The following is a 20,310-nucleotide window of genomic DNA, read 5'->3' as shown; positions in this document are numbered from 1 at the left end:
CTCCTTTCTATCCAACCATGCTCGAAAACAGGCAATTTGCACTATACCAGGGACGGCTATATTGTACAGGCCACTTCGATCTAAACGTCATTCCCTTTTGTGCGGTTGGGTACCAAATGTTAGGTCTCGAAATGACAAATTTTGAGACAACCTTTTTATTTAAACTTTATTTCTAGCTAGGTTATCTTTCAAAAACCAAAGCCTCGGGATTGGCCCCCAAATCTTTTAATGCCCCCATTACCGCCTTCATAAATCCTCCTGGACCACAGACATAAAAATGCTGGTGATCAAAATGACCAATTTTATCTTTTAAATAAGTCTTATTGATTAATCCCTTATCATAGGCTGTATCTTTCTGATCTGAAATAATATTGAAAAATTTATGCCCAAGGATAGCTTTAAGCTCCTCATAAAGAATGATATCATCATTGGTCTTATTGGCAAACACCAACATGCTGTTGCCAATTTTGTTTTTCTTTCTCAAGTATCTTAAAATAGCTATAAAAGGGGTTATTCCTGCCCCGCCTGCAATAAAAACTCCTTCACCCTGAAAACTGATTGTCCCCCAGGCATCTCCTATTTCCAACTCATCACCCACCTCTGCATTCCCCAGCCTTTTGGTTACGCCTTCATGACCATTATAAGACTTGATGGTAAACTCCAAATAATCATCAGAGGGTAAACTTGTGAATGTAAAAGGACGCTTTTCAGCTTCCCACCCTGCTTTAAGCAAACTTACCTCTGTAGCCTGCCCAGGAGTGAACTGAAAGCCACGCGGTTTCTCCAACTTGAACCTGTTAACATCATGTGTCAAAGGCTCTTTTTCCAAAATTTTCAATCTGTAATTTGCCATTCCTCAACTTACAAAAAAGCCTACGCTTTTTGAAATTATTGCCGATAGCTTCTAGAAAATCATTAGGATAAAAGTCCGCGTTACAATTATATTTTCTGTACTAATTCCTGAACAATAGCTGTCATCTTAGGCTCCGCAATGGCCGCTGCTGCAATCACTTCCTGAATGGAAATTTTCTTGATTTTACCAGGTGAGCATAAATCTGTAATGGCTGACATCGCAAACACTGGTAAATCCATCTGCCTGGCCACGATCACTTCGGGAACAGTACTCATACCTACCGCATCTGCACCTATTGTCCTTAAATATTTGTATTCTGCACGGGTTTCCAAATTAGGTCCCTGCACCCCTACATAGATGCCTTGATGGGCATTAATTCCCTTTTCTTTAGCAATTCTTAAAGCTTCCTCTACCCATTTTAAATGATAAGGTTCACTCATATCTGGAAACCTAAGACCAAAGTCATCTAAATTCTTCCCTCTAAGTGGGTTTTCTGGAAAAAGATCAATATGGTCATTAATTACCATCACATCACCTACCGCAAAATCAGGATCTAAACCTCCTGCAGCATTCGAAACAATTAGCTTCTCCACTCCCATTTTTTTCATCACCCTAACAGGAAAGGTTATTTCTTTCATATTATAACCTTCATAATAATGGAAGCGCCCCTTCATAACGATAACACTGACTCCGGACAGTTTCCCAAAAATCAATTGTCCAGCATGGGTCTCCACAGTTGAAATGGGGAAATGAGGTATATCTGCATAGGAAATGGATTTCTCCACCTCTATATGATCTATCAATTGCCCCAAGCCAGTCCCCAAGATCACCCCTACTTTGGACTGGCCTGAGAATTCTCCTTGGATAAAATTTACGGCTTGGTTTATTTGCTCAATGTATTCCACAGAATTTCCTTTTTTCATGTTTACTTGGATTTGGCCTATCTACCATCTTATTTTGAGGCTAATAAAATATCAAAAGAACTTTATATTCCACGATATTGTATATATAAGATCAAATTAGCAAGAATAAAACTTATTCATGATTAAAATTATCATAGGTACCAATAGAAAAAATGCCCTTTCCAAAAGCATAGGCATTCAGTACCAAGAAATCCTGGAAGAGCTTGGCGTAGCATCTGAACTGATAGATTTGCGGAAGCTTCCGAACGATTTTGTTTTTACAGCCTTATACGAAAACAATGGTCAGAACGAGCATTACAATGAGCTGCATGACAAAATCAAGGATGGGGATAAATTCGTATTTATCGTTCCTGAATACAATGGATCTTTTCCTGGGATTTTAAAATCTTTTATTGATGGGATGACCTATCCCAATACCTTCAGGAACAAAAAATGTGCTTTGGTAGGTTTGTCCTCTGGAATAGGCGGCGGTGGCATTGCATTGAGCCACCTGACCGACATATTCAACTACCTGGGAATGCATGTTTTGGCGAGTAAACCAAAACTTGCAAAAATTGAGGAAAATATGTCTAATAACTTGCTCACCAACAAGCTTTACATAGACCTTTTAAGATCCCAGGCAGAAATGTTGATTAACTTTTAGTTAATCAACATTATCATGTAAAAACCGGTTATTGCCCAGAATTTCATTATCATCGTTCAAATTGAACTTAGAAATATTGGTTTCTGAGCTATGTTGCACATCCTGGAGTTTTACATTTTTCCTTAAATAAGCAGGCTTATCAAGCTTTTCCTTAAACTCTTCTGGAGTTTGGTTTGCAGCTCTAAGATTTTTCAATCTCTCAAAACGCTCGTGGGCGCGCTGCATGGCCTTTTGCTTGATTTGCTCATAATAATCATTGGTATACGCAGCATTGGACTGGCTTGGCTCCTCATACCTTGGTGCGCTTGGCTGTTCCGCTTGAGGTTCCTCGTCGTACAATGGAGTTACTTTTCTAGTTTCAGCAGTAGGATTGGCTGGCACAAACTCAAATTCCTCTTCAGAAGAATTGGTACTTGGCTGGTTGTAATCCTCTTCAGTTTCCACTTGATTCTGAGGCTGAACCTGGGGCTTAGCTGGTTGAACAGAAGATGCCATTGGCTCTTCAGGTCTATTGTTTACAGGGCTTGGCTGCTGAACGGTAAAGGTAAAAGTCTGACCTGCTGTGGCTGTAGTATCCTCAGTTACTTTGGTAGTCTTTCCAGAGTCCAAGTCGATTACCTTTTTCGCATTTTCCTCTTTTTCTTGCTCGGCTTTCTTGGCCTTTTCTTCCTCATCCTTGGTCAAGGCTCCTGCCTGAAAACCAGTAGCAATTACCGTAACACGGATAGATTTCTTCAAGTCCGGATCGATACCCTGACCGAAGATCACCTCAGCATCATCACCTGCACGCTCTTGGATGTATTCAGTGATTTCACTCAATTCATCCATTGAAAGCTCTTCTTCCTCGCCTGACATGATGGACAAGAGGATCTTCTCAGCTCCCTTGATATCCACATTGTTCAACAATGGAGAAGCGATAGCTTTCTCTGCAGCCTTGATCGCTCTGCCTTCCATTTCTTCGGTAGCAGATCCCATTACAGCAGCTCCGGCATCCTTCATTACCGTTTTAACATCTTCGAAATCGACGTTTACATCCTGGTGAACAGTGATGATTTCCGCAATGGATTTAGCTGCAGTGCTCAAAACATTATCTGCTTTACCAAATGCTGAACGGATTGGCAAGTTACCATAAACCTCTCTTAGCTTATCGTTAAGAATAACCAATACGGTATCACAGTTGGCCCTTAAATCCTCGATCCCCCTTTGGGCAGCGCCAGTCTTCTTACGACCTTCAAAAATAAATGGCGCAGTAACAATCCCTACTGTAAGGATATCCATATCCTTTGCGATCTTAGCAATCACTGGAGCAGCGCCTGTACCGGTACCACCACCCATACCAGCAGTGATGAAAACCATTTTGGTATTATCAGAAAGTAACTCTCTGATTTCTTCTTTACTTTCCAAAGCAGCATTTCTTCCTTTCTCAGGATTAGCGCCTGCTCCAAGTCCCTCTGTAAGGTGCGCTCCAATCTGAAGCTTTAAAGGAACAGGACTGCTTTTCAATGCTTGGGAGTCGGTATTAACTACCACAAACTCCACATCTTTTATTCCTTGGCTGAACATATGGTTCACAGCATTGGAACCACCGCCTCCCACGCCTATCACCTTTATGATAGACTTGTGATTTTTAGGAATATCAAATTTGTAATCTTTCATGATATCTGACATTATTTCCTCAATTTTTGGTGAACTGTTATTTCTAAATGCTTTATTACTCTTTCTAAATCTTTCTAATCTGTATTAATAGTTGCTATCGTCTCCGATATCGTCCGTGATAAAATCCTTCAATCTTTTTCGGATGCTTCCAAAAATATCTTTACCAGGCATTTCCATCGGTCTACGCTCGTTTTTGCCCTCAACAGGAACAGATTGACGCTGACGGTAATAATCCTCTCTATCATCCAAGGCTTTGAACCCTGCCAATACCAAACCAACTGTCGTGGCATACATTGGGCTCTTCACTTCCTCGATTTTAGATTTGCCTAAATGCTCGTTTGGATAGCCTATTCTAGTATCAAGCCCGGTCATATATTCGAATAATTGACCCACACCCTGAAGCTGTGAGCCACCCCCTGTAAGGACAATTCCTCCAGCCAGTTTCTTATATAATCCACTTGCGACAATTTCAGATTGGACCATCTCAATGATCTCCTCCATTCTTGCCTCTATAATACAAGCCAGATTTCTTACAGAAATTTCCTTTGGAGGCCTATTTCTTAAACCTGGAATAGATACGATCTCATTAGGATTGGCCTCTTCAGCTATGGCACGGCCAAACTTGGTTTTCAACAATTCCGCCTGGTTCTGCATCACCATGCAACCTTCCTTGATATCAGATGTGATGATATTACCCCCAAATGGAATAACCGCTGTATGACGGATGATATTATCGTAGAAGATGGCGATATCCGTAGTACCACCACCGATATCTACCAAACAAACGCCTGCCTCTTTATCCAAATCGCTGAGGACTGAAAGCGAACTGGCAAGTGGTTCAAGAATCAGATCCTTGGAATGAAGATCGGCTCTTTTTACACATCTGTTAATATTGTTGATAGCTGTGGTCTGGGCAGTAATAATATGGAAATCCGCTTCCAATCTGGCACCTGACATACCCACTGGATCCTTGATTCCATCCTCATAGTCTACTGTATAATCCTGTGGCATAACATGAATAATCGTATTGCCCGGAGGAACAACAATATTCTCCATATCATTGGAAAGACGACGTACATCTTCGATGGTGATTTCATCATCCTTGGTATTTCGGATGATCACACCGTGGTGTACAGAACTGCGGATATGCTGTCCGGCGATACCGACAATTACCTCCCTGATATCAACCTCAGCCATATCAGAAGCCTCATTAACTGCTTTCTGAATAGCATTAACGGTTTTATCAATATTGGTAACGATGCCCCGGATCACTCCGTCAGACACGGCCTTGCCCATGCCCAGCACCTCCAATTTTCCGAACTCATTTTTGCGCCCAATGATGGCACAAATTTTCGTGGTTCCAATGTCCAGTCCTACGATTAATTTGTCAGTTTCCATAGCTATATCAATTATTCACAAATGATTTGATCCTTAAATTCTACATTCACCCTTGTATAGGCATCCCAACCTTTCTCAGGAACAATCTCCTCATAAAAGAGATTGATTTTATTAAATTTCGATTTGATGTCCTCAGGCTTTCCAAATTCAATTTTCTGCCTCCCCACCTGCTGGTACATATTTATATTTCCATTTCTGTCTATTTCCAAGGAGGCAATCTGTGCGCTCCAAAATTCATTTTGATCAATAAAGTTGATCAGGTCTAACAATCCCTGATGCTCTTTAGTCAAATCCTTTGCTGCGAGCAGCTCATTTGCCAAAGCCCCATTAACAATCAATACCCTAGAGGTATAGTGAGTAGAAGTAGGTAGAATCAAACCCTCAGAAGAAATATATCCATCTGCAGCCAAAGGCCTAGTAATCCTGGCCATCGGCCTATATTGATCTACCGTTACCAGTACATCCCCTTTTAGGTCTGTATACACTTCTGCATTTTTTACAAAAGGATGGCTCTCCACTTTTTCCTCCAAATTCCTTAAGGCTATATTTTCCAGCTTGGCACCATCGCTAAGACTTGGAAACTCCTTCAACAACATGGATGATATCTCCTCCTCTTCTACAAAATAAACATCACTTATCCCTTTAACCTTAACTGACAATCCATGGTAACTTCTTTCAGCGCCTTTTTTTTCTACAAAGCCAATAAAAACCAACAGAACCAACAACAAGGCCGTGAAGACAAATGACTGCTTTATTTTAACATTCTTCAATCCCATGTTGCTATCAAATTATTAATTGGATCCACAAGTCTATCAATATCTCCGGCTCCCAAAGTCACCAGGACTTCTGGTCGCTTCTGATCCAAAAAGTCCATCAGGCCTTCTTTGCTTTGAAGAGACTTTTCAGTAGCATTGATCTTATCCATTAACATGGCTGCATTAACGCCTTCTATTGGGAGTTCTCTTGCAGGATATATATCCAACAATATCACCTCATCAGCTAATGACAGGGCTTCAGAAAAACCATCAGCAAAATCCCTGGTCCTGGTAAATAAGTGCGGCTGAAATATGGCTGTCAACTTCTTGTCTGGATACATGGCTTTTACAGATCCCAAGAAGGCTTTGATCTCTTCCGGATGATGGGCATAATCATCTATATAAACTCCTTTTTCATCCTGGCGCTTAATTTCAAAGCGTCTCTTCACTCCTCTGAAACTCTCCAGTCCCTCGCGGATATCTTTTTCCTCAACGCCAAAATGTAAGGCTATAGTTACTGCTGAAAGGGCATTCTCCACATTATGGAAACCTGGCACCTTCAAAACCAAGCCTTTGATAACCTTCTCTTCAGAGACATAGTCGAATTCAAAAGAAGCAATACCTGCCTTAATATTCTCTGCTCGTATTTCCCCTTCCTCAAGACCATACTCAAGCACCTTCATTCTGCCAAAATCATTCCTATTAAGCTTTTTCAGGGCATTTTTTTGAATAATTAATAAGCCATCTTCAGGAAGCAAACCGATGTACTTTTCAAAGTTCCTCGTAAGCTCCTGAGCATCACCATAAATATCCAAATGATCAGCATCCACGCTAGTTACCACAGCCACATTGGGATGAAGCCTTAGGAAAGAACGATCAAACTCATCCGCTTCAACTACCACTGTTGCTTTCTCATTGGTTTCCTCATCATGTAGAATAAGGTTACTCTCATAATTCTGGGTCAAGCCTCCCAAAAAGGCTGCAATATTTTTTCCAGCACTCTTTAACATATGAGCCACCATAGAAGAGGTAGTCGTCTTGCCATGGGTTCCTGCCACCCCAACGGTATACATGGAATGGGTAATCATACCCAAAACCTCTGAGCGTTTTTTCAGATCGTAGCCACCATTCTGGAAGAACTGCAACTGCACATTATCCTTTGGAATAGCTGGTGTCCACACGATCAATACATTCTCCTTGTCAGACTTAATCTGTTCAGGAATGGTATCCAAACTATCTTCATAGGTAATCACCATTCCCTCTTCCTCTAATTTCTTGGTCAATGGTGAGGGCGTACGATCATAGCCAAACACAGGTATCCCCACATGTTTAAACCATCTCGCAATGGCACTCATGCCAATGCCTCCGATTCCTAAGAAATACACGCTATGTAGTTTGTCCAACTTCATTTGATCAATGCTTCCAATTCTTTTACTATCTCAAGGGCTGCCTCAGGCTTGCCCATTTTCTTTATATTTTGTCCTAGCTTTCCTTGCAAGGATTTATCATTCATTAGTTCATCCACCATGCCTGCAAGTCCAGAAATAGCTTCGTCATCGCCAAGCATCAAGGCTGCCTCCTGTCTTACACAGGCCAGGGCATTCTTAGTCTGGTGATCCTCAGCTACATTGGGAGAAGGAATGAAGATCACAGCTTTGCCCACTAGACTCAGCTCTGATACAGACAGCGCTCCTGCTCTCGATATCACCATATCCGCTGCAGCATAGGCCAAGTCCATTTCCTTAATAAATTCCAAAGCATGAATGCTTTTCAATCCAGCAACCTTTAGCTTCTCCTGCATTTCTTTAAAGTAAAATCTACCTGTCTGCCAAAGTAGCTGATATCCTTTCTTTTCAAAATGCTCCATAGAAGCCACAACCGCATTATTTATGGTCCTTGCCCCAAGGCTTCCTCCCAATACCAAAACCACTGGTTTTGCTGGATCAAGCCCAAAATGATCAATTGCCTTATCCTTCTTATCCGCCAGATGCAGGATATCCTTCCTTACTGGATTTCCAGTAAAATGAATCCTATCTGCAGGAAAGAACTTATCCATCTCATCATAGGCCACGCAAAAGGCCTTTGCCTTTTTGGCCAACAACTTATTTGTCAGCCCAGCATAAGAATTTTGCTCCTGTATCAAAGTAGGAATACCTTTTCCTTGGGCCACATATAATAAAGGGCCACTCGCATATCCTCCAACACCCACCACGGCATGAGGTCGAAAATGCTTGATCAGCTTTTTTGCCTTGTTGATGCTGTCCCAAAGCTTAAAGGGAAAGATCAAGTTCTCAAGGGTCAACCTTCTCTGAAGTCCTGCCACAGGCAAACCTTCAATTGGGTATCCCGCTTCTGGAACCTTTTGCATTTCCATTTTCCCTTCTGCCCCAACAAAAAGGATTTCGCTGTCCGGATGTTTCTCATTCCAGGCATTAGCGATAGCTATGGCAGGATAGATGTGTCCACCGGTTCCGCCACCACTGATCATTATGCGATATATTTCCTTCTCTTTGATAAGCTATTCTATTTACTGTGCCATTTGCATGGCGTTTTTTCTAATTGCATTGGCATCACCCGCAAAACCATCTTCCTGATCTCCACGGCTAACACTTAAAATAATTCCCAGAGATATCCCTGTGAACAATAAAGAGGTCCCCCCCATACTGAGCAATGGCAATGGCTGACCGGTAATTGGTCCCAAACCTACTGCAACCGCCATATTAACCATGGCCTGTATCACCAGCGCAAAACTCAGACCTGCCGAGAGCAAGCCCCCAAATGGCCGATTCGAAATAGCCACGACCCTCATCCCCCTATAGAGCATGGCCAAGTAAAGAAACAATACTATCCCACCTCCGATCATACCATATTCTTCAATGATAATGGCATAGATAAAATCAGAGTAAGGGTGTGGCAAAGAATTTCTCTGTTCACTATTCCCTGGACCTTTGCCGGCAATCCCGCCAGTGGCAATGGCCATATATGACTGCTGTGCTTGATAAGGAATTTCCTCTTCAGACATAAAGTTTTCTATCCTTGAGAAGAATGTCCCACCCCGCTGTCCCAAGAAAATGGCTGAAGTCAGCGCAAGGAAGCCAATGAGGCAAACCGCTATCAAGAACTTCACTGGAACCCTTCCAATAAACATCAAAAGCAAACAGGTGCAAAGCAACATCACTGCCGTAGACATATTCGCCAATCCAATAAGCATACAGATCATTCCTATCCAGATCATCACCGGAATAAATGTCCGCTTAAAATCCTGAATATTCTTTTGCCGCTTAGCCAGCATACCTGCCACCGCTGCTATTAAGGCCAACTTGGCCAAATCAGAGGGCTGGAAGGCTTGGTTTATCAAGGGAATAGTCAACCATCTGTTGGCATCATTGACATTGGAACCGAATAAATAGGTAAAGGCCAAAAGTGGTACAGACACCCATAAGGCCATCAAACTCAACTTGGAATAGTACTTATAAGGCAACTTGTGGGCTCCCCACATCACCACCAAACTCAAAAGCACCAATAAGGAATGCTTGATCAAATAAGCCTCCGTATTACCACCCATTCTGCGATAAGCCAAAGTGCCGGTGGCAGAATAAACCACCAGGATACTGATGATGGAAAGCACCATCACAATCCCCCAAATAATGGGATCACCCTTTAAGTTCTTATCGATCCAAGTCTTGACCGCTACCATACTTTTATTGCTTCAACTTTTTTACTGCTTCTCTAAATTGATCACCCCGATCTTCATAGTTTTTGAACAAGTCAAAACTTGCACAGGCCGGTGACAATAAAACCACATCCCCGGATTTCCCCTTCTCATATCCCCACCTTACCGCTTCTGTGATATCCTGAGTTTCCAGAATCTCCGGAATCACTCCTTTAAAAGCTTCTTTCAGCTTTTCATTATCTTTTCCCAAACAGATCAAGGTTTTCACATGTCCCTTCACTTCAGACATTGTCGTTTCATACTCATTGCCCTTGTCCACTCCTCCTGCAATCCAAACCAATGGCTCCTTGAAAGCTGCCAAGGCATAAACGGTTGCATCCACATTGGTGCCCTTGCTATCGTTCACGAATACCACACCATCAACCTCAGCCACCTGCTCCATCCTGTGAGGCGCATTTTTGAAATCAGCCAAGCCTTCCTTGATAGCCGCTTCCTTTACTCCCGCCAATAATGCTGCATTCGCTGCGCACATTACATTCAACATATTATGTGTCCCCCTAAGTGACATATCACTTTCTGGGAATGAAACCATATGGTCATCATGATTGATCTTCACCTCAGTGCCATTAAAGAAACTGCCCTCCTTCACGATCTTTTCCAATGACACTTCATGCACTTTCGGTCTCACGATCAAATCAGATAATCCTTTCCAGATATTACTGTCCTCACGGAAATAAATGAAGTCATCTTCATCATCCATCTGCTTCAACAGATTCAATTTGGAATGGATATAATTTTCCAGTTTATAATCATACCGATCCAAATGATCCGGCGTGATATTAGTCAATACTGCAATCCTAGGTTTAAGGGTTTTGAATCCATCAATTTGGAAACTACTTACCTCGAGTACCCACCAGTCATGATCTTCTTCCACTAATTGTGAAGCCCAGCTTTTCCCTACATTGCCCCCCATTCCAACATCAAGTCCACCTTTTTTCATCAGGTGATAGGTCAAAAGGGTGGTAGTGGTTTTTCCATTGGTTCCAGTAATCGCTACTACCTTTCCCTTCGTGAAACCATAGGCAAACTCCAATTCATCAATCACTGGAATTCCTTTTTCCAAGGCTTCCTTTATAATGGCATTGCTAAAAGGAATCCCTGGGCTTTTGATAATTTCCCCCTGATCCAAAATGCGCTGCTCACTATGCTTCCCCTCCTCATAGGAAATACCAGCCTCTTCCAACAATTGCTTTCTCTCAGCATTTATTTTGCCCCCGTCTGAGACAAATACATCATAGCCGTTCTTCTTGGCCAGCAATGCTGCACCAATCCCACTTTCACCAGCTCCCAGTATGGCTATTTTCTTCATTACTTATCTTAATTTTAAAGTTGCCAATGTGATAATCGCCAACAATATTCCCACTATCCAAAAGCGTGTAACGATCTTGGACTCAGGAATCCCTCCCTTTTGATAATGGTGATGCAAAGGAGACATTCTAAAGACCCTTCTGCCTTCACCATATTTCTTCTTGGTATATTTGAAATAGGCCACTTGAATAATTACTGACAAGTTTTCTATTACAAAAATCCCACATAAAACAGGGATCAAAAGCTCTTTTCTCAAGACAAGACAAAGCACAGCAATTACTCCTCCCAACATCAAACTACCCGTATCACCCATAAACACTTGGGCCGGATAGGAATTGTACCAAAGAAAGCCCACACAGGCCCCCAAGAATGCTGAACAGAAAATCACCAACTCACCAGAATTGGGGATAAACATGATATTGAGGTACTGGGAGAAAATCGCATTACCGCTGAGATAAGCGAAAATCGCTATGGCCAAACCAATAATCGCCGATGTTCCAGCTGCCAGACCATCTATACCATCTGTTATATTGGCACCATTGGATACCGCGGTAACAATAAATATCACCAAGAGGGTATACAAAACCGGTGTAACTCCATCACCAAGAAAACCGAAGAAATTCTCGTAATTGAGTTCATTGTTTTTCATAAATGGAATGGTGGTTTTCATCACCTTTATATCCTTATATGCGGGTGTTTCTACCACACCTTCCTCGATGGAAACCGGTGTTTGGAACTCCCTTACCACCACATCTTCATGGTAGAAAAGGGTAATCGCAACGATAATCCCTATCCCCACCTGACCGATGATTTTGAATTTACCGGCAAGTCCTTCTTTATTCTTCCTGAATACTTTTATATAGTCATCCAAAAAGCCAATTCCTCCGAGCCAAACCACAGTGACTAGCAGAAGAATGATATAAATATTGTATACATCAGCGAACAAAAGTGTAGGGATAATAATGGCAGCAATCATCATCAGCCCCCCCATGGTTGGAGTACCCTTTTTCTCTGATTGTCCAGCCAGGCCAAGGTCCCTAACTGTTTCTCCAATTTGTTTCTTTCTAATCCAATTGATAATACTCTTACCAAAAGTGATCGTAATTATCAAAGACAGCATAGCTGATAATCCTGCCCGAAAGGAAATGTATTTGAACAAACCCGATCCAGGAAAATCAAAATTACTGTCGATATAGTCGAAAAGATGGTAAAGCATTATCTATTTTGTCGTATGTATTAATTGCATCAATTCTGTTATGGTCTGGAAATCATCAAAAGGATATTTCACACCTTTGATCTCCTGATATGTCTCATGCCCTTTTCCTGCCACAAGGATAATATCCCCTTTTACAGCCATTACACAGGCAGTTTTGATGGCCTCTCTTCTGTCAGCGATGACCACTGTTTTTTTAAAGGCCACAGGGTTCACTCCTTTTTCCATTTCTCGGATAATGTCCATAGGCTCTTCATCCCTGGGATTATCTGAAGTCAACACCACTTTCTCACTAAATTCCGTGGCTATTTTTGCCATAAGAGGTCTTTTGGCCCTATCCCGGTTACCGCCACACCCCACCACAGTGATCACATTTTCCCCTCCTGTTCTCACACCCTGTATGGTTTTCAGTACATTCTCCAAGGCATCTGGCGTATGGGCATAATCTACAATTGCTGTTATACCTGCTATTTCTATTTGATCAAACCTTCCATGAGCACCTTTGATTTTGGAGAGCTGGGTCAATACCTCATCCTCTTCTTCCCCTAACAATATGGCCACCCCCAAGACACTACAAAGGTTATAAGCATTGAATTCTCCTATCAAACGGAACCATGCCTGCTTGCCATTTATATCCAACTCCAATCCTTGAAGCGTATTGCTTAGCACCTTTGCTTTGAAATCGGTAGGATACTTCAATCCATAGGTATGCTTGCTCGCTTTGGTATTCTGAAGCATTACCATCCCCCTTTTATCATCAGCATTTACCAAGGCAAATGCATCTCTTGGCAATTCATCAAATAACTTTTTCTTTGCTTTGATATACTCGTCAAAGCTCCCATGATAATCCAAATGATCATGGGTAATATTGGTGAAAACTGCTCCACTAATATGCAATCCAGCCATTCTTTCCTGGACAATGGCATGTGAACTCGCCTCCATAAAACAATGAGTACAACCAGCCTCGACCATATCAGCCATCAGCTTATTGATCGCCACGCTATCTGGTGTAGTATGCGTCGCTGGAATGATCTTTTCATTGATTTTATTTTCTACCGTGCTAAGCATACCAGTCAAGTAGCCTAGCTCAATAAATAGACGATGAAGTAAGGTGACACAGGTAGTCTTGCCATTGGTTCCAGTTACAGCAACGACTTTCAATTTGCTGGATGGATTGCCATAAAAATTGGACGCCATTACCCCCAAGGCATTGGCAGCATGTACTACTTTTACATAGGTAATATTGGCTTGAAGTTTTTCCGGCATCTTCTCACAGACAATACTTTTCGCCCCCTTGGCTATGGCTTGATCTATAAAATCATGTCCATCAACTTGAGTTCCTGCGACTGCAACAAACACAACTCCTTCACTCACCTTACGGCTATCAAAGACAATATCTTTCACTGCTACTTCCATATCACCGGTAGTAGAGGTCAGCGAAACTTTATACAATATGTCCTTTAGGGTCTTCATTAACCTAGTATTATTCTTATTGATCCACCTTTTGAAACATTGGAACCTGCTGGAACGGACTGTTTTTTCACTCTTCCTCTTCCAATATAATCCACCCGCAATCCTTTATTTTCCAGTACATATAAAGCATCCTTAAGGGTCATTCCTGAAACATCAGGCACCATTGGCGCTTCTACCTTATTGGATTTCCAATTAATTGACCTGTTCACAACAGAAGATTTGACCCATCTATCTGCTCCATCATAATGGTTCGAAAGACCAAACTTATTGCAGATCATCTGAAGTTCATCTGCCATTCCCGCTTGTATATAAGGGAAGACTACCTGCGACAACTGTGGAGCAGCAGGTGCATTTTTTTCTTCCTCCTTGTTCAACTTCAGATCTTGGGCATATATTTTATCAGCTATTTCCTTAAAGACAGGTGCTGAAACATCACCCCCATAAGCATTGAATCCTTTTGGGCTGTCTATGACAATAATCATACTGTACTTAGGATCATCAGCTGGAAAATATCCAGCAAAGGAAGTATAGTATCTCTTGGTATATCTTCCGTTTACCAATTTCTGGGCCGTTCCTGTTTTTCCTGCAATTTTATATTCACTGTCACTGATATTCCTTGCCGTACCCTTTTCAACTACTCCCTCCAATAAGGATTGAAGCTGTTTGATGGTAGACTCAGAAGCAATGCTTCTCCTCAACACTTCCGTATCAAATTCTTCTTCAATATGATTGCCTTTTTGAATTGTCTTCACAATCATTGGCTTAACCACCTTTCCTCCATTGGCCACAGCATTGTATAGGGTCAAAGTATGTAACGGGGTTACCTTCAGCTCATAACCTATGGACATCCATGGCAGGGTAGTTCCATACCAATTCTTTTTGTCTTGTGGATCTTTAAAATAAGGTACTCCTTCTCCTTTAATCTGGAAGCCCAAAGGCTTGTCCATTCCCACTTGTTCCAAATAGGAAAGAAATTTTTCCGGCTTCACGCCAAAATGTTCATCCACCAATTTGGAAATACCCACATTGGAAGATTTCTCAAAGGCCTCCCTTATAGTCAACTTTCCATAACCACCATATTTGGCATCTCTCATGGTTTGGTTATAGAATTTATAGGCACCGTTGCCCGTATCTACAGTATCTTTAAGATTCACTTTACCTTCTTCCAAAAGTGCCAACATGGACAATAGTTTAAAGGTTGAGCCTGGCTCAGTCAAGCCTTGCTCTCCCACAGCATAATTATAGTACTCCCCGTATCCACCACCGTTATTATTCTTTTCCAAATTGGCAATGGCCTTGATATGCCCTGTCTTTACTTCCATCACAAGCACACTCCCATATTCAGCATCCTTGTTCATCAACTGCCTCAATAAAGCAGATTCAGCAACATCCTGAATATTCACATCTATGGTTGTCACAATATCATAACCGTCCTCTGGACGGATATCTTCCGCATCATGAACAGGCTTCCATGTGCCGCCGGCAATTTTCTGAAATAAGGCCTCCCCGTTTTTCCCTTCCAAATAACCATTAAAGCTATATTCCAAGCCAGCTCCATACCTGTCTTCATTCAAAAACCCAACAGTTCTACCTGCTAAATTCTTAAATGGACGATATCTCTTTTCTACTTTCTCAAACAAAACGCCGCCACCCATTCTTCCTTGACGGAAAATTGGCCATGTAGACATATTTTGCTTGGCCTGATAGCCTATTTGGCTCCTGTTCAACACTAAATATCTCCTACCATCTATTCTGGCATCATTAATAATGCGTTTGTAGGCATTGGCTGATTTGTCCTTATAGAAATTGGACAAGTTCATGGCTAAGGAATCGATTCCCTCCCTGAAGTCCTTTTCACTGGCGATCCCTGGATCCATGGCCACCCTGTAAAAAGGAAGGCTAGTGGCCAAAAGACTACCATCAGCACTGTATATATTCCCACGGGTTGCGCTGACTTTTCTATACTGAAGGTTGATATCTTCAGCCTTCTGGCGCCATTTATCTCCATCCACAAACTGAACATGGGCTATCCTATAAAGAATAGCCCCTGCGAAGAGCACCACAGCCAAAAAGGCCAGCCTTACTCTCAGAAGTATGGATTTTTTTATATTCATTTATCTACTATAATCTTTTGGGGAGGTTCCTCTATTTCGTAAATATTTAACACTTCAATTTTTTTGGCCACTTCAGACTGCTTGCTACTAAACATATATTCAGCTTCCAGCGTGGTGACATCAGCCCTAAGATCTTCTACTTCCTGCTGTAGCTTTTCTATTTCCCGAATCGTACTTTCAGCCTTATGATTTGACCAGATATAAATAAGAGCCATAAAGGCGGCGTACAAAAAAGGAGGCACCAGCCTTACAGGTATCCCTTCTCCAAGCCAATCACTGATCTTGAACTTTTTGTCTATAAAAGAGAAGAGGTTATTCCCTCCGCCGGAATTTCCAGACCTTCTAGATTCATTGGCCCCTCTTTTGATTTTTTTCTTGAAAGAATTTCCTTCCATGACTACAATTTTTTTGCAATCCTCAACTTAGCACTCCGCGCACGGTTGTTGACCGAGACTTCTTCAGGTCTTGCCTGAATAGCCTTTCTGCTCACCGGCTCCAAGGGCCTAATAAGGTTGCCATAGAAATCCTTTTCTACCTCTCCCTGTAATTTTCCCTTGTTAATAAAATTCTTAACCATACGATCTTCAAGAGAATGGTAGCTCATGACCACCAGTCTTCCCTCCGGCTTCAAAACCTCCACCGTCTGGTACAACATCTCCTCCAGAGCGCCCATCTCATCATTTACCTCTATCCTCAATGCCTGGAACACCTGGGCAAAATATTTGAACTCCCTGTTTCGGGGAGCCATCTTTTGCAATAGCTGCTTAAACTGCTCAATGGTTTCGAAAGGCTGGCTAGCTCTTTCTGAAACCACTGCTTGGGCAAGTGATTTTGCATTTTTCACTTCCCCATAAATACCGAAAACCTTATGAAGCTTTTCTTCCTCATAAGTATTTAATACATCCTTGGCAGTAACACTACCAAGCTGATTCATTCTCATATCCAAGTCCCCATCAAAACGGGTTGAAAACCCCCTACTGGGCTCATCAATTTGGTGGGAGGAAATCCCAAGATCCGCCAAAATACCATCCACCTGACTTACCCCATACAATCGGAGATAACGCTTCAAGTCCCTGAAATTAGCCTGCACAAAAGTGAAGTTGGGATGCTCAAAAGCATTTCTTGCCGCATCATCATCCTGATCAAAGCCATATAGATGCCCCTCAGGCCCCAAGTGCTTAAGTATTTCTTTTGAATGCCCTCCGCCACCAAAGGTCAGATCAACATATACGCCATCAGGACGTATAGCCAAGCCCTCAATGCACTGTTGGAGCATTACGGGAATATGGTATTCGCTCGCACTCATTTGTTTGTATTGGACAAATATTTCTTAGCCTCACTTGCAAAAACTTCAGGATCTTGGATGAGATAATCTTCATATCTCTCCGGATCCCAAATCTCAATGGTCTTACCCATACCAACTACTACCACTTCCTTGGTGATATCAGCAAACCTCAACAAAGGCTTAGGAATTAAAAAGCGACCAGTAGAATCCAACTCCACTTCTGTGTTGCCACGGTAAAAATTCCTTTTGAACCTCCTTTTATCTACATCAAAATCATCCAAAGCAGACACTTGACTGTCCAACTTGCGGTACTCATTCATAGGGTATAACACCAAACACGGGTCAAATCCTCTACGCATAACAAGCTCATTACCATAGGTATCCGGCAATGCCGCCTTTAGCTTGGCAGGCAAAACCAGACGTCCTTTGGCGTCAAGCTTGCAATAATATTCGCTAGAGAAATTAGCCATGTTGTTCCGATCGAGTCTCGTTCAAATACAAAAGTAATAAAAGCAATCACACAATCCACCACCTTTCCCCACTTTTTCCCACTTCTTTATAAAAGTATCCAAAAGTTTGATTTTTCCCAATAAATGAACAAAAAATATAGTAGCTATCAACTGGTTTTCACCAAGTTACACAGCTATCCGCACAACAACAAAACATGACTTACAGTCATTAAAAGCCGATTTATCGCCTATTTAGGGTTAATTTTAGTACAATTTCATAGGGTTTTACATGATTTCCCAAAAAGTGGGGGGAAATCCCATGATTTTTTTTCTAAAACAAATATTTTCACTTTTTTAGGCATAAAAGATCAATAAAAAATGAGCCCTCAAAACAGAAATCCAGTAAAGACATAATTTTTCAACTATTAAAAAATGTATTTCAACTATTTAAAAACGAATTTATTTCTTCCTTTCTATAGTGTATCTCACCAAATTCTCCAAGGAAACCTTATAATCTGAATCCGGCAAGCCTGCCAAAATCCCCAAAGCCTCCTGGTAAAATTTGTTCATAATCTCCTCGGCATAGTTCAACCCTCCAGAAGCCTTCACAAAGTCGATTACTTGGTTTACCGCTTTCTTATTTTCATTCTTATTACGGATGAGATAGATAATCTTTTTCTTGTCTGACCAACTGGCATTATTGAGCGCATAGATCAAAGGCAGGGTCATTTTCTTCTCTTTGATATCAATGCCTACCGGCTTTCCTACCTCATCCTCACCATAGTCGAACAAATCATCTTTGATCTGAAAGGCCATCCCCACTTTCTCCCCAAAATCACGCATCTTTTCCACTACTTCCTCATCTGCTCCGGCAGTCAGGGCACCAACTGCACAACAAGAAGCTATAAGACTGGCGGTTTTTTGGCGTATAATGGTATAATAAACTTCTTCTGTGATATCCAACTTTCTCGCCTTGGCAATTTGCAAAAGCTCACCTTCACTCATTTCCCTGACCGCATTGGACACTACTTTTAACAAGTCAAAATCCCCATTATCCACACTAAGCAATAAGCCCCGGGACAAGAGATAATCACCCACCAAAACAGCAATCTTATTTTTCCATAAAGCATTTACAGAGAAAAAACCACGACGATAATTGGCATCGTCAACCACATCATCGTGCACCAGGGTGGCCGTGTGCAACAACTCAATTAGCGCAGCTCCTCTATAGGTGGACTCAGAGATCCCACCTGTCACTCCAGCAGTCAAAAAAACAAACATAGGGCGCATTTGCTTCCCTTTCCTTTTGACAATATAGCTGGTGATATGATCTAAAAGTTTGACCTTGCTCTTCATAAAAGAACGGAACTTCTTTTCGAAGTCGGTCATTTCCGATGCTATAGGCGCTTGTATTTGTTGGAGGTCTGGCTTCATTACTTCTTTAGTGATGCAATAATACAATCAAATATGCCATTGACAAAATGGAGGGCACGTTTATTCACTACTGTAAATTGGTTTTTATAACCTACATGAAAAAAACTAAAACAGGTAGGAAAACTTCAAGCTACCCAAGTATTGCCCACCGGCAGTTTGAGTCTCTCGGCTTCGGTAAAAAATCCGATAGGAAAAGCCGAATCTTGGAAAGCCTAAAACCATCTCTACAAAATATTCATTGACCAAACGAGTAGGCTCCATAGTCACCAGATTCCACTTGGAAGTATTATCTGTTCCTTGCAAAGTTGCATTCCAATAAACCCTTTTGAACAAAGCCCCCATTTGAAGATAAAACTCTTTGCCCCCATTTCCTCCAAGGCGGGAACCCGAGATATAGCTTTGCTCTCCCGGAAGAAGCTTCCCTAGCCTTAAAGATGGCCCCAACTGCAAGCTTCTATCATAATTACCGAAAGCTGCTGATCCATTAAGCCAGAAATCAAAATTCTTTGTGGCCAGCAAATTATAGGCGGAATTCATTTTTAAGTTAAAAAGGCCTCCACTTCGGATTTGATAGTGCCAACCTCTAGGCTGTGGAAACCCAAAGACATTATGGTACCAAACTTGAACTTCCTCTGCCTTTGATCCTGGACCTATCTTCCCCAAAAGCACCTCCCCTTCAAACCAAGCTTTTTTTATAAAATACTGAAAACTTCCAGTTCCAAATAAAACTCCTGCATAGGGTCGATCATAATATTTCAACTCTGTCCTCGTATATCTTTGCGGAGTGAAAATTTGTTGGGATAATTTAAACTTGAGTCGTGATCGTTCATTTAAAAGATAATTGTAACCAACGAAAAGCCCATTGGTATAATAACGGTCAAACCGGGAAAAAGCAAATGCATCATTATCCAACTGTAAGAATACCTCATGCTTTTTAACCACGTCTACAGCCTTCTGCGCACTAACAATTGTCACAGGCAAGAACAAAAACAACAAAATCACCAGGGCTAACTTGGGCGTAATCAAGGGACAAGATTTACATTAGATAAAAGATTATCCAAAATATCAAAAAA

At 41.6% G+C, this 20,310-nt stretch carries 18 protein-coding genes; 1 reads left to right on the top strand and 17 read right to left on the bottom strand.

The window, feature by feature from the left end:
• Window positions 1-181: 181 nt before the first annotated feature.
• Both KMW37_RS10375 and KMW37_RS10370 read right to left on the bottom strand, forming a co-directional pair.
• Window positions 182-853 (bottom strand): FAD-binding oxidoreductase, encoded by a 672-nt coding sequence (locus KMW37_RS10375; protein WP_215224541.1) that lies wholly within the window; start codon window positions 851-853, stop codon window positions 182-184.
• Between the two features lie 86 nt (window positions 854-939).
• Entirely contained in the window at window positions 940-1,776 is an 837-nt protein-coding gene (locus KMW37_RS10370; RefSeq protein ID WP_215224540.1) for a purine-nucleoside phosphorylase, read from the bottom strand.
• A 118-nt stretch (window positions 1,777-1,894) separates the two neighbouring features.
• Between KMW37_RS10370 and KMW37_RS10365 the strand changes: the two genes are divergently transcribed.
• The gene (locus KMW37_RS10365; protein ID WP_215224539.1) at window positions 1,895-2,419 is read left to right on the top strand and encodes an NADPH-dependent FMN reductase; all 525 of its coding nucleotides are present in this window, start codon (window positions 1,895-1,897) and stop codon (window positions 2,417-2,419) included.
• Here the strand turns inward: KMW37_RS10365 and ftsZ are convergent, their stop codons facing one another.
• The 15 genes from ftsZ to KMW37_RS10290 form a co-directional block, all read right to left on the bottom strand.
• The gene (gene ftsZ / locus KMW37_RS10360) at window positions 2,420-4,075 is read right to left on the bottom strand and encodes a cell division protein FtsZ (RefSeq protein ID WP_215224538.1); all 1,656 of its coding nucleotides are present in this window, start codon (window positions 4,073-4,075) and stop codon (window positions 2,420-2,422) included. It abuts the gene before it with no gap.
• Between the two features lie 84 nt (window positions 4,076-4,159).
• A complete protein-coding gene (gene ftsA / locus KMW37_RS10355; protein ID WP_186754410.1) occupies window positions 4,160-5,473 on the bottom strand; it encodes a cell division protein FtsA in 1,314 nt (437 codons plus the stop codon).
• 11 nt (window positions 5,474-5,484) lie between these two features.
• Window positions 5,485-6,249, bottom strand: coding sequence for a cell division protein FtsQ/DivIB (locus KMW37_RS10350; RefSeq protein ID WP_215224537.1), 765 nt, complete (start codon window positions 6,247-6,249; stop codon window positions 5,485-5,487).
• Window positions 6,240-7,637 carry a UDP-N-acetylmuramate--L-alanine ligase gene (murC, locus tag KMW37_RS10345; protein WP_215224536.1) on the bottom strand — a complete coding sequence of 466 codons (1,398 nt, stop codon included), beginning with the start codon at window positions 7,635-7,637 and terminating at the stop codon, window positions 6,240-6,242. The genes KMW37_RS10350 and murC overlap by 10 nt, the downstream gene beginning before the upstream one ends.
• Entirely contained in the window at window positions 7,634-8,743 is a 1,110-nt protein-coding gene (gene murG, locus KMW37_RS10340) for an undecaprenyldiphospho-muramoylpentapeptide beta-N-acetylglucosaminyltransferase (protein WP_215224561.1), read from the bottom strand. Before murG ends, murC begins: the two co-directional genes overlap by 4 nt.
• A gap of 12 nt (window positions 8,744-8,755) precedes the next feature.
• The gene (locus tag KMW37_RS10335) at window positions 8,756-9,925 is read right to left on the bottom strand and encodes an FtsW/RodA/SpoVE family cell cycle protein (RefSeq protein WP_215224535.1); all 1,170 of its coding nucleotides are present in this window, start codon (window positions 9,923-9,925) and stop codon (window positions 8,756-8,758) included.
• Window positions 9,926-9,929: 4 nt separating this feature from the next.
• Complete coding sequence (gene murD, locus KMW37_RS10330; protein ID WP_215224534.1) at window positions 9,930-11,270, bottom strand: UDP-N-acetylmuramoyl-L-alanine--D-glutamate ligase; 1,341 nt, start codon at window positions 11,268-11,270, stop codon at window positions 9,930-9,932.
• 3 nt (window positions 11,271-11,273) lie between these two features.
• Window positions 11,274-12,485, bottom strand: coding sequence for a phospho-N-acetylmuramoyl-pentapeptide-transferase (gene mraY / locus KMW37_RS10325; RefSeq protein WP_215224533.1), 1,212 nt, complete (start codon window positions 12,483-12,485; stop codon window positions 11,274-11,276).
• A gap of 3 nt (window positions 12,486-12,488) precedes the next feature.
• Window positions 12,489-13,955 (bottom strand): UDP-N-acetylmuramoyl-L-alanyl-D-glutamate--2,6-diaminopimelate ligase, encoded by a 1,467-nt coding sequence (locus KMW37_RS10320; protein WP_215224532.1) that lies wholly within the window; start codon window positions 13,953-13,955, stop codon window positions 12,489-12,491.
• Window positions 13,955-16,069 (bottom strand): penicillin-binding protein, encoded by a 2,115-nt coding sequence (locus KMW37_RS10315; protein ID WP_215224531.1) that lies wholly within the window; start codon window positions 16,067-16,069, stop codon window positions 13,955-13,957. Before KMW37_RS10315 ends, KMW37_RS10320 begins: the two co-directional genes overlap by 1 nt.
• Window positions 16,066-16,464, bottom strand: a complete 399-nt coding sequence (locus tag KMW37_RS10310; protein ID WP_215224530.1) for an FtsL-like putative cell division protein — start codon at window positions 16,462-16,464, stop codon at window positions 16,066-16,068. The genes KMW37_RS10315 and KMW37_RS10310 overlap by 4 nt, the downstream gene beginning before the upstream one ends.
• Before the next feature lie 2 nt (window positions 16,465-16,466).
• Complete coding sequence (gene rsmH / locus KMW37_RS10305; protein WP_215224529.1) at window positions 16,467-17,375, bottom strand: 16S rRNA (cytosine(1402)-N(4))-methyltransferase RsmH; 909 nt, start codon at window positions 17,373-17,375, stop codon at window positions 16,467-16,469.
• The gene (gene mraZ, locus KMW37_RS10300; RefSeq protein ID WP_215224528.1) at window positions 17,372-17,824 is read right to left on the bottom strand and encodes a division/cell wall cluster transcriptional repressor MraZ; all 453 of its coding nucleotides are present in this window, start codon (window positions 17,822-17,824) and stop codon (window positions 17,372-17,374) included. Before mraZ ends, rsmH begins: the two co-directional genes overlap by 4 nt.
• A gap of 438 nt (window positions 17,825-18,262) precedes the next feature.
• The gene (locus KMW37_RS10295) at window positions 18,263-19,237 is read right to left on the bottom strand and encodes a polyprenyl synthetase family protein (protein ID WP_215224527.1); all 975 of its coding nucleotides are present in this window, start codon (window positions 19,235-19,237) and stop codon (window positions 18,263-18,265) included.
• A 105-nt stretch (window positions 19,238-19,342) separates the two neighbouring features.
• Window positions 19,343-20,263: a lipid A deacylase LpxR family protein gene (locus tag KMW37_RS10290; protein ID WP_246581430.1), complete on the bottom strand. Its 921-nt coding sequence runs from the start codon at window positions 20,261-20,263 to the stop codon at window positions 19,343-19,345.
• Window positions 20,264-20,310: the final 47 nt, after the last annotated feature.

Origin of the sequence: Echinicola shivajiensis (assembly GCF_018642165.1) — a bacterium.
Classification (GTDB): Bacteria; Bacteroidota; Bacteroidia; order Cytophagales; family Cyclobacteriaceae; genus Echinicola; species Echinicola shivajiensis.
This window is presented reverse-complemented; position numbering and strand designations above follow the sequence as displayed.

Excerpts from the sequence above, each read along its gene's own strand:
- KMW37_RS10375 (WP_215224541.1), bottom strand. The coding sequence starts at position 853 with ATGGCAAATTACAGATTGAAAATTTTGGAAAAAGAGCCTTTGACACAT.
- KMW37_RS10370 (WP_215224540.1), bottom strand. The coding sequence starts at position 1,776 with ATGAAAAAAGGAAATTCTGTGGAATACATTGAGCAAATAAACCAAGCC.
- KMW37_RS10365 (WP_215224539.1), top strand. The coding sequence starts at position 1,895 with ATGATTAAAATTATCATAGGTACCAATAGAAAAAATGCCCTTTCCAAA.
- ftsZ (WP_215224538.1), bottom strand. The coding sequence starts at position 4,075 with ATGAAAGATTACAAATTTGATATTCCTAAAAATCACAAGTCTATCATA.
- ftsA (WP_186754410.1), bottom strand. The coding sequence starts at position 5,473 with ATGGAAACTGACAAATTAATCGTAGGACTGGACATTGGAACCACGAAA.
- KMW37_RS10350 (WP_215224537.1), bottom strand. The coding sequence starts at position 6,249 with ATGGGATTGAAGAATGTTAAAATAAAGCAGTCATTTGTCTTCACGGCC.
- murC (WP_215224536.1), bottom strand. The coding sequence starts at position 7,637 with ATGAAGTTGGACAAACTACATAGCGTGTATTTCTTAGGAATCGGAGGC.
- KMW37_RS10335 (WP_215224535.1), bottom strand. The coding sequence starts at position 9,925 with ATGGTAGCGGTCAAGACTTGGATCGATAAGAACTTAAAGGGTGATCCC.
- murD (WP_215224534.1), bottom strand. The coding sequence starts at position 11,270 with ATGAAGAAAATAGCCATACTGGGAGCTGGTGAAAGTGGGATTGGTGCA.
- mraY (WP_215224533.1), bottom strand. The coding sequence starts at position 12,485 with ATGCTTTACCATCTTTTCGACTATATCGACAGTAATTTTGATTTTCCT.
- KMW37_RS10320 (WP_215224532.1), bottom strand. The coding sequence starts at position 13,955 with ATGAAGACCCTAAAGGACATATTGTATAAAGTTTCGCTGACCTCTACT.
- KMW37_RS10315 (WP_215224531.1), bottom strand. The coding sequence starts at position 16,069 with ATGAATATAAAAAAATCCATACTTCTGAGAGTAAGGCTGGCCTTTTTG.
- KMW37_RS10310 (WP_215224530.1), bottom strand. The coding sequence starts at position 16,464 with ATGGAAGGAAATTCTTTCAAGAAAAAAATCAAAAGAGGGGCCAATGAA.
- rsmH (WP_215224529.1), bottom strand. The coding sequence starts at position 17,375 with ATGAGTGCGAGCGAATACCATATTCCCGTAATGCTCCAACAGTGCATT.
- mraZ (WP_215224528.1), bottom strand. The coding sequence starts at position 17,824 with ATGGCTAATTTCTCTAGCGAATATTATTGCAAGCTTGACGCCAAAGGA.
- KMW37_RS10295 (WP_215224527.1), bottom strand. The coding sequence starts at position 19,237 with ATGAAGCCAGACCTCCAACAAATACAAGCGCCTATAGCATCGGAAATG.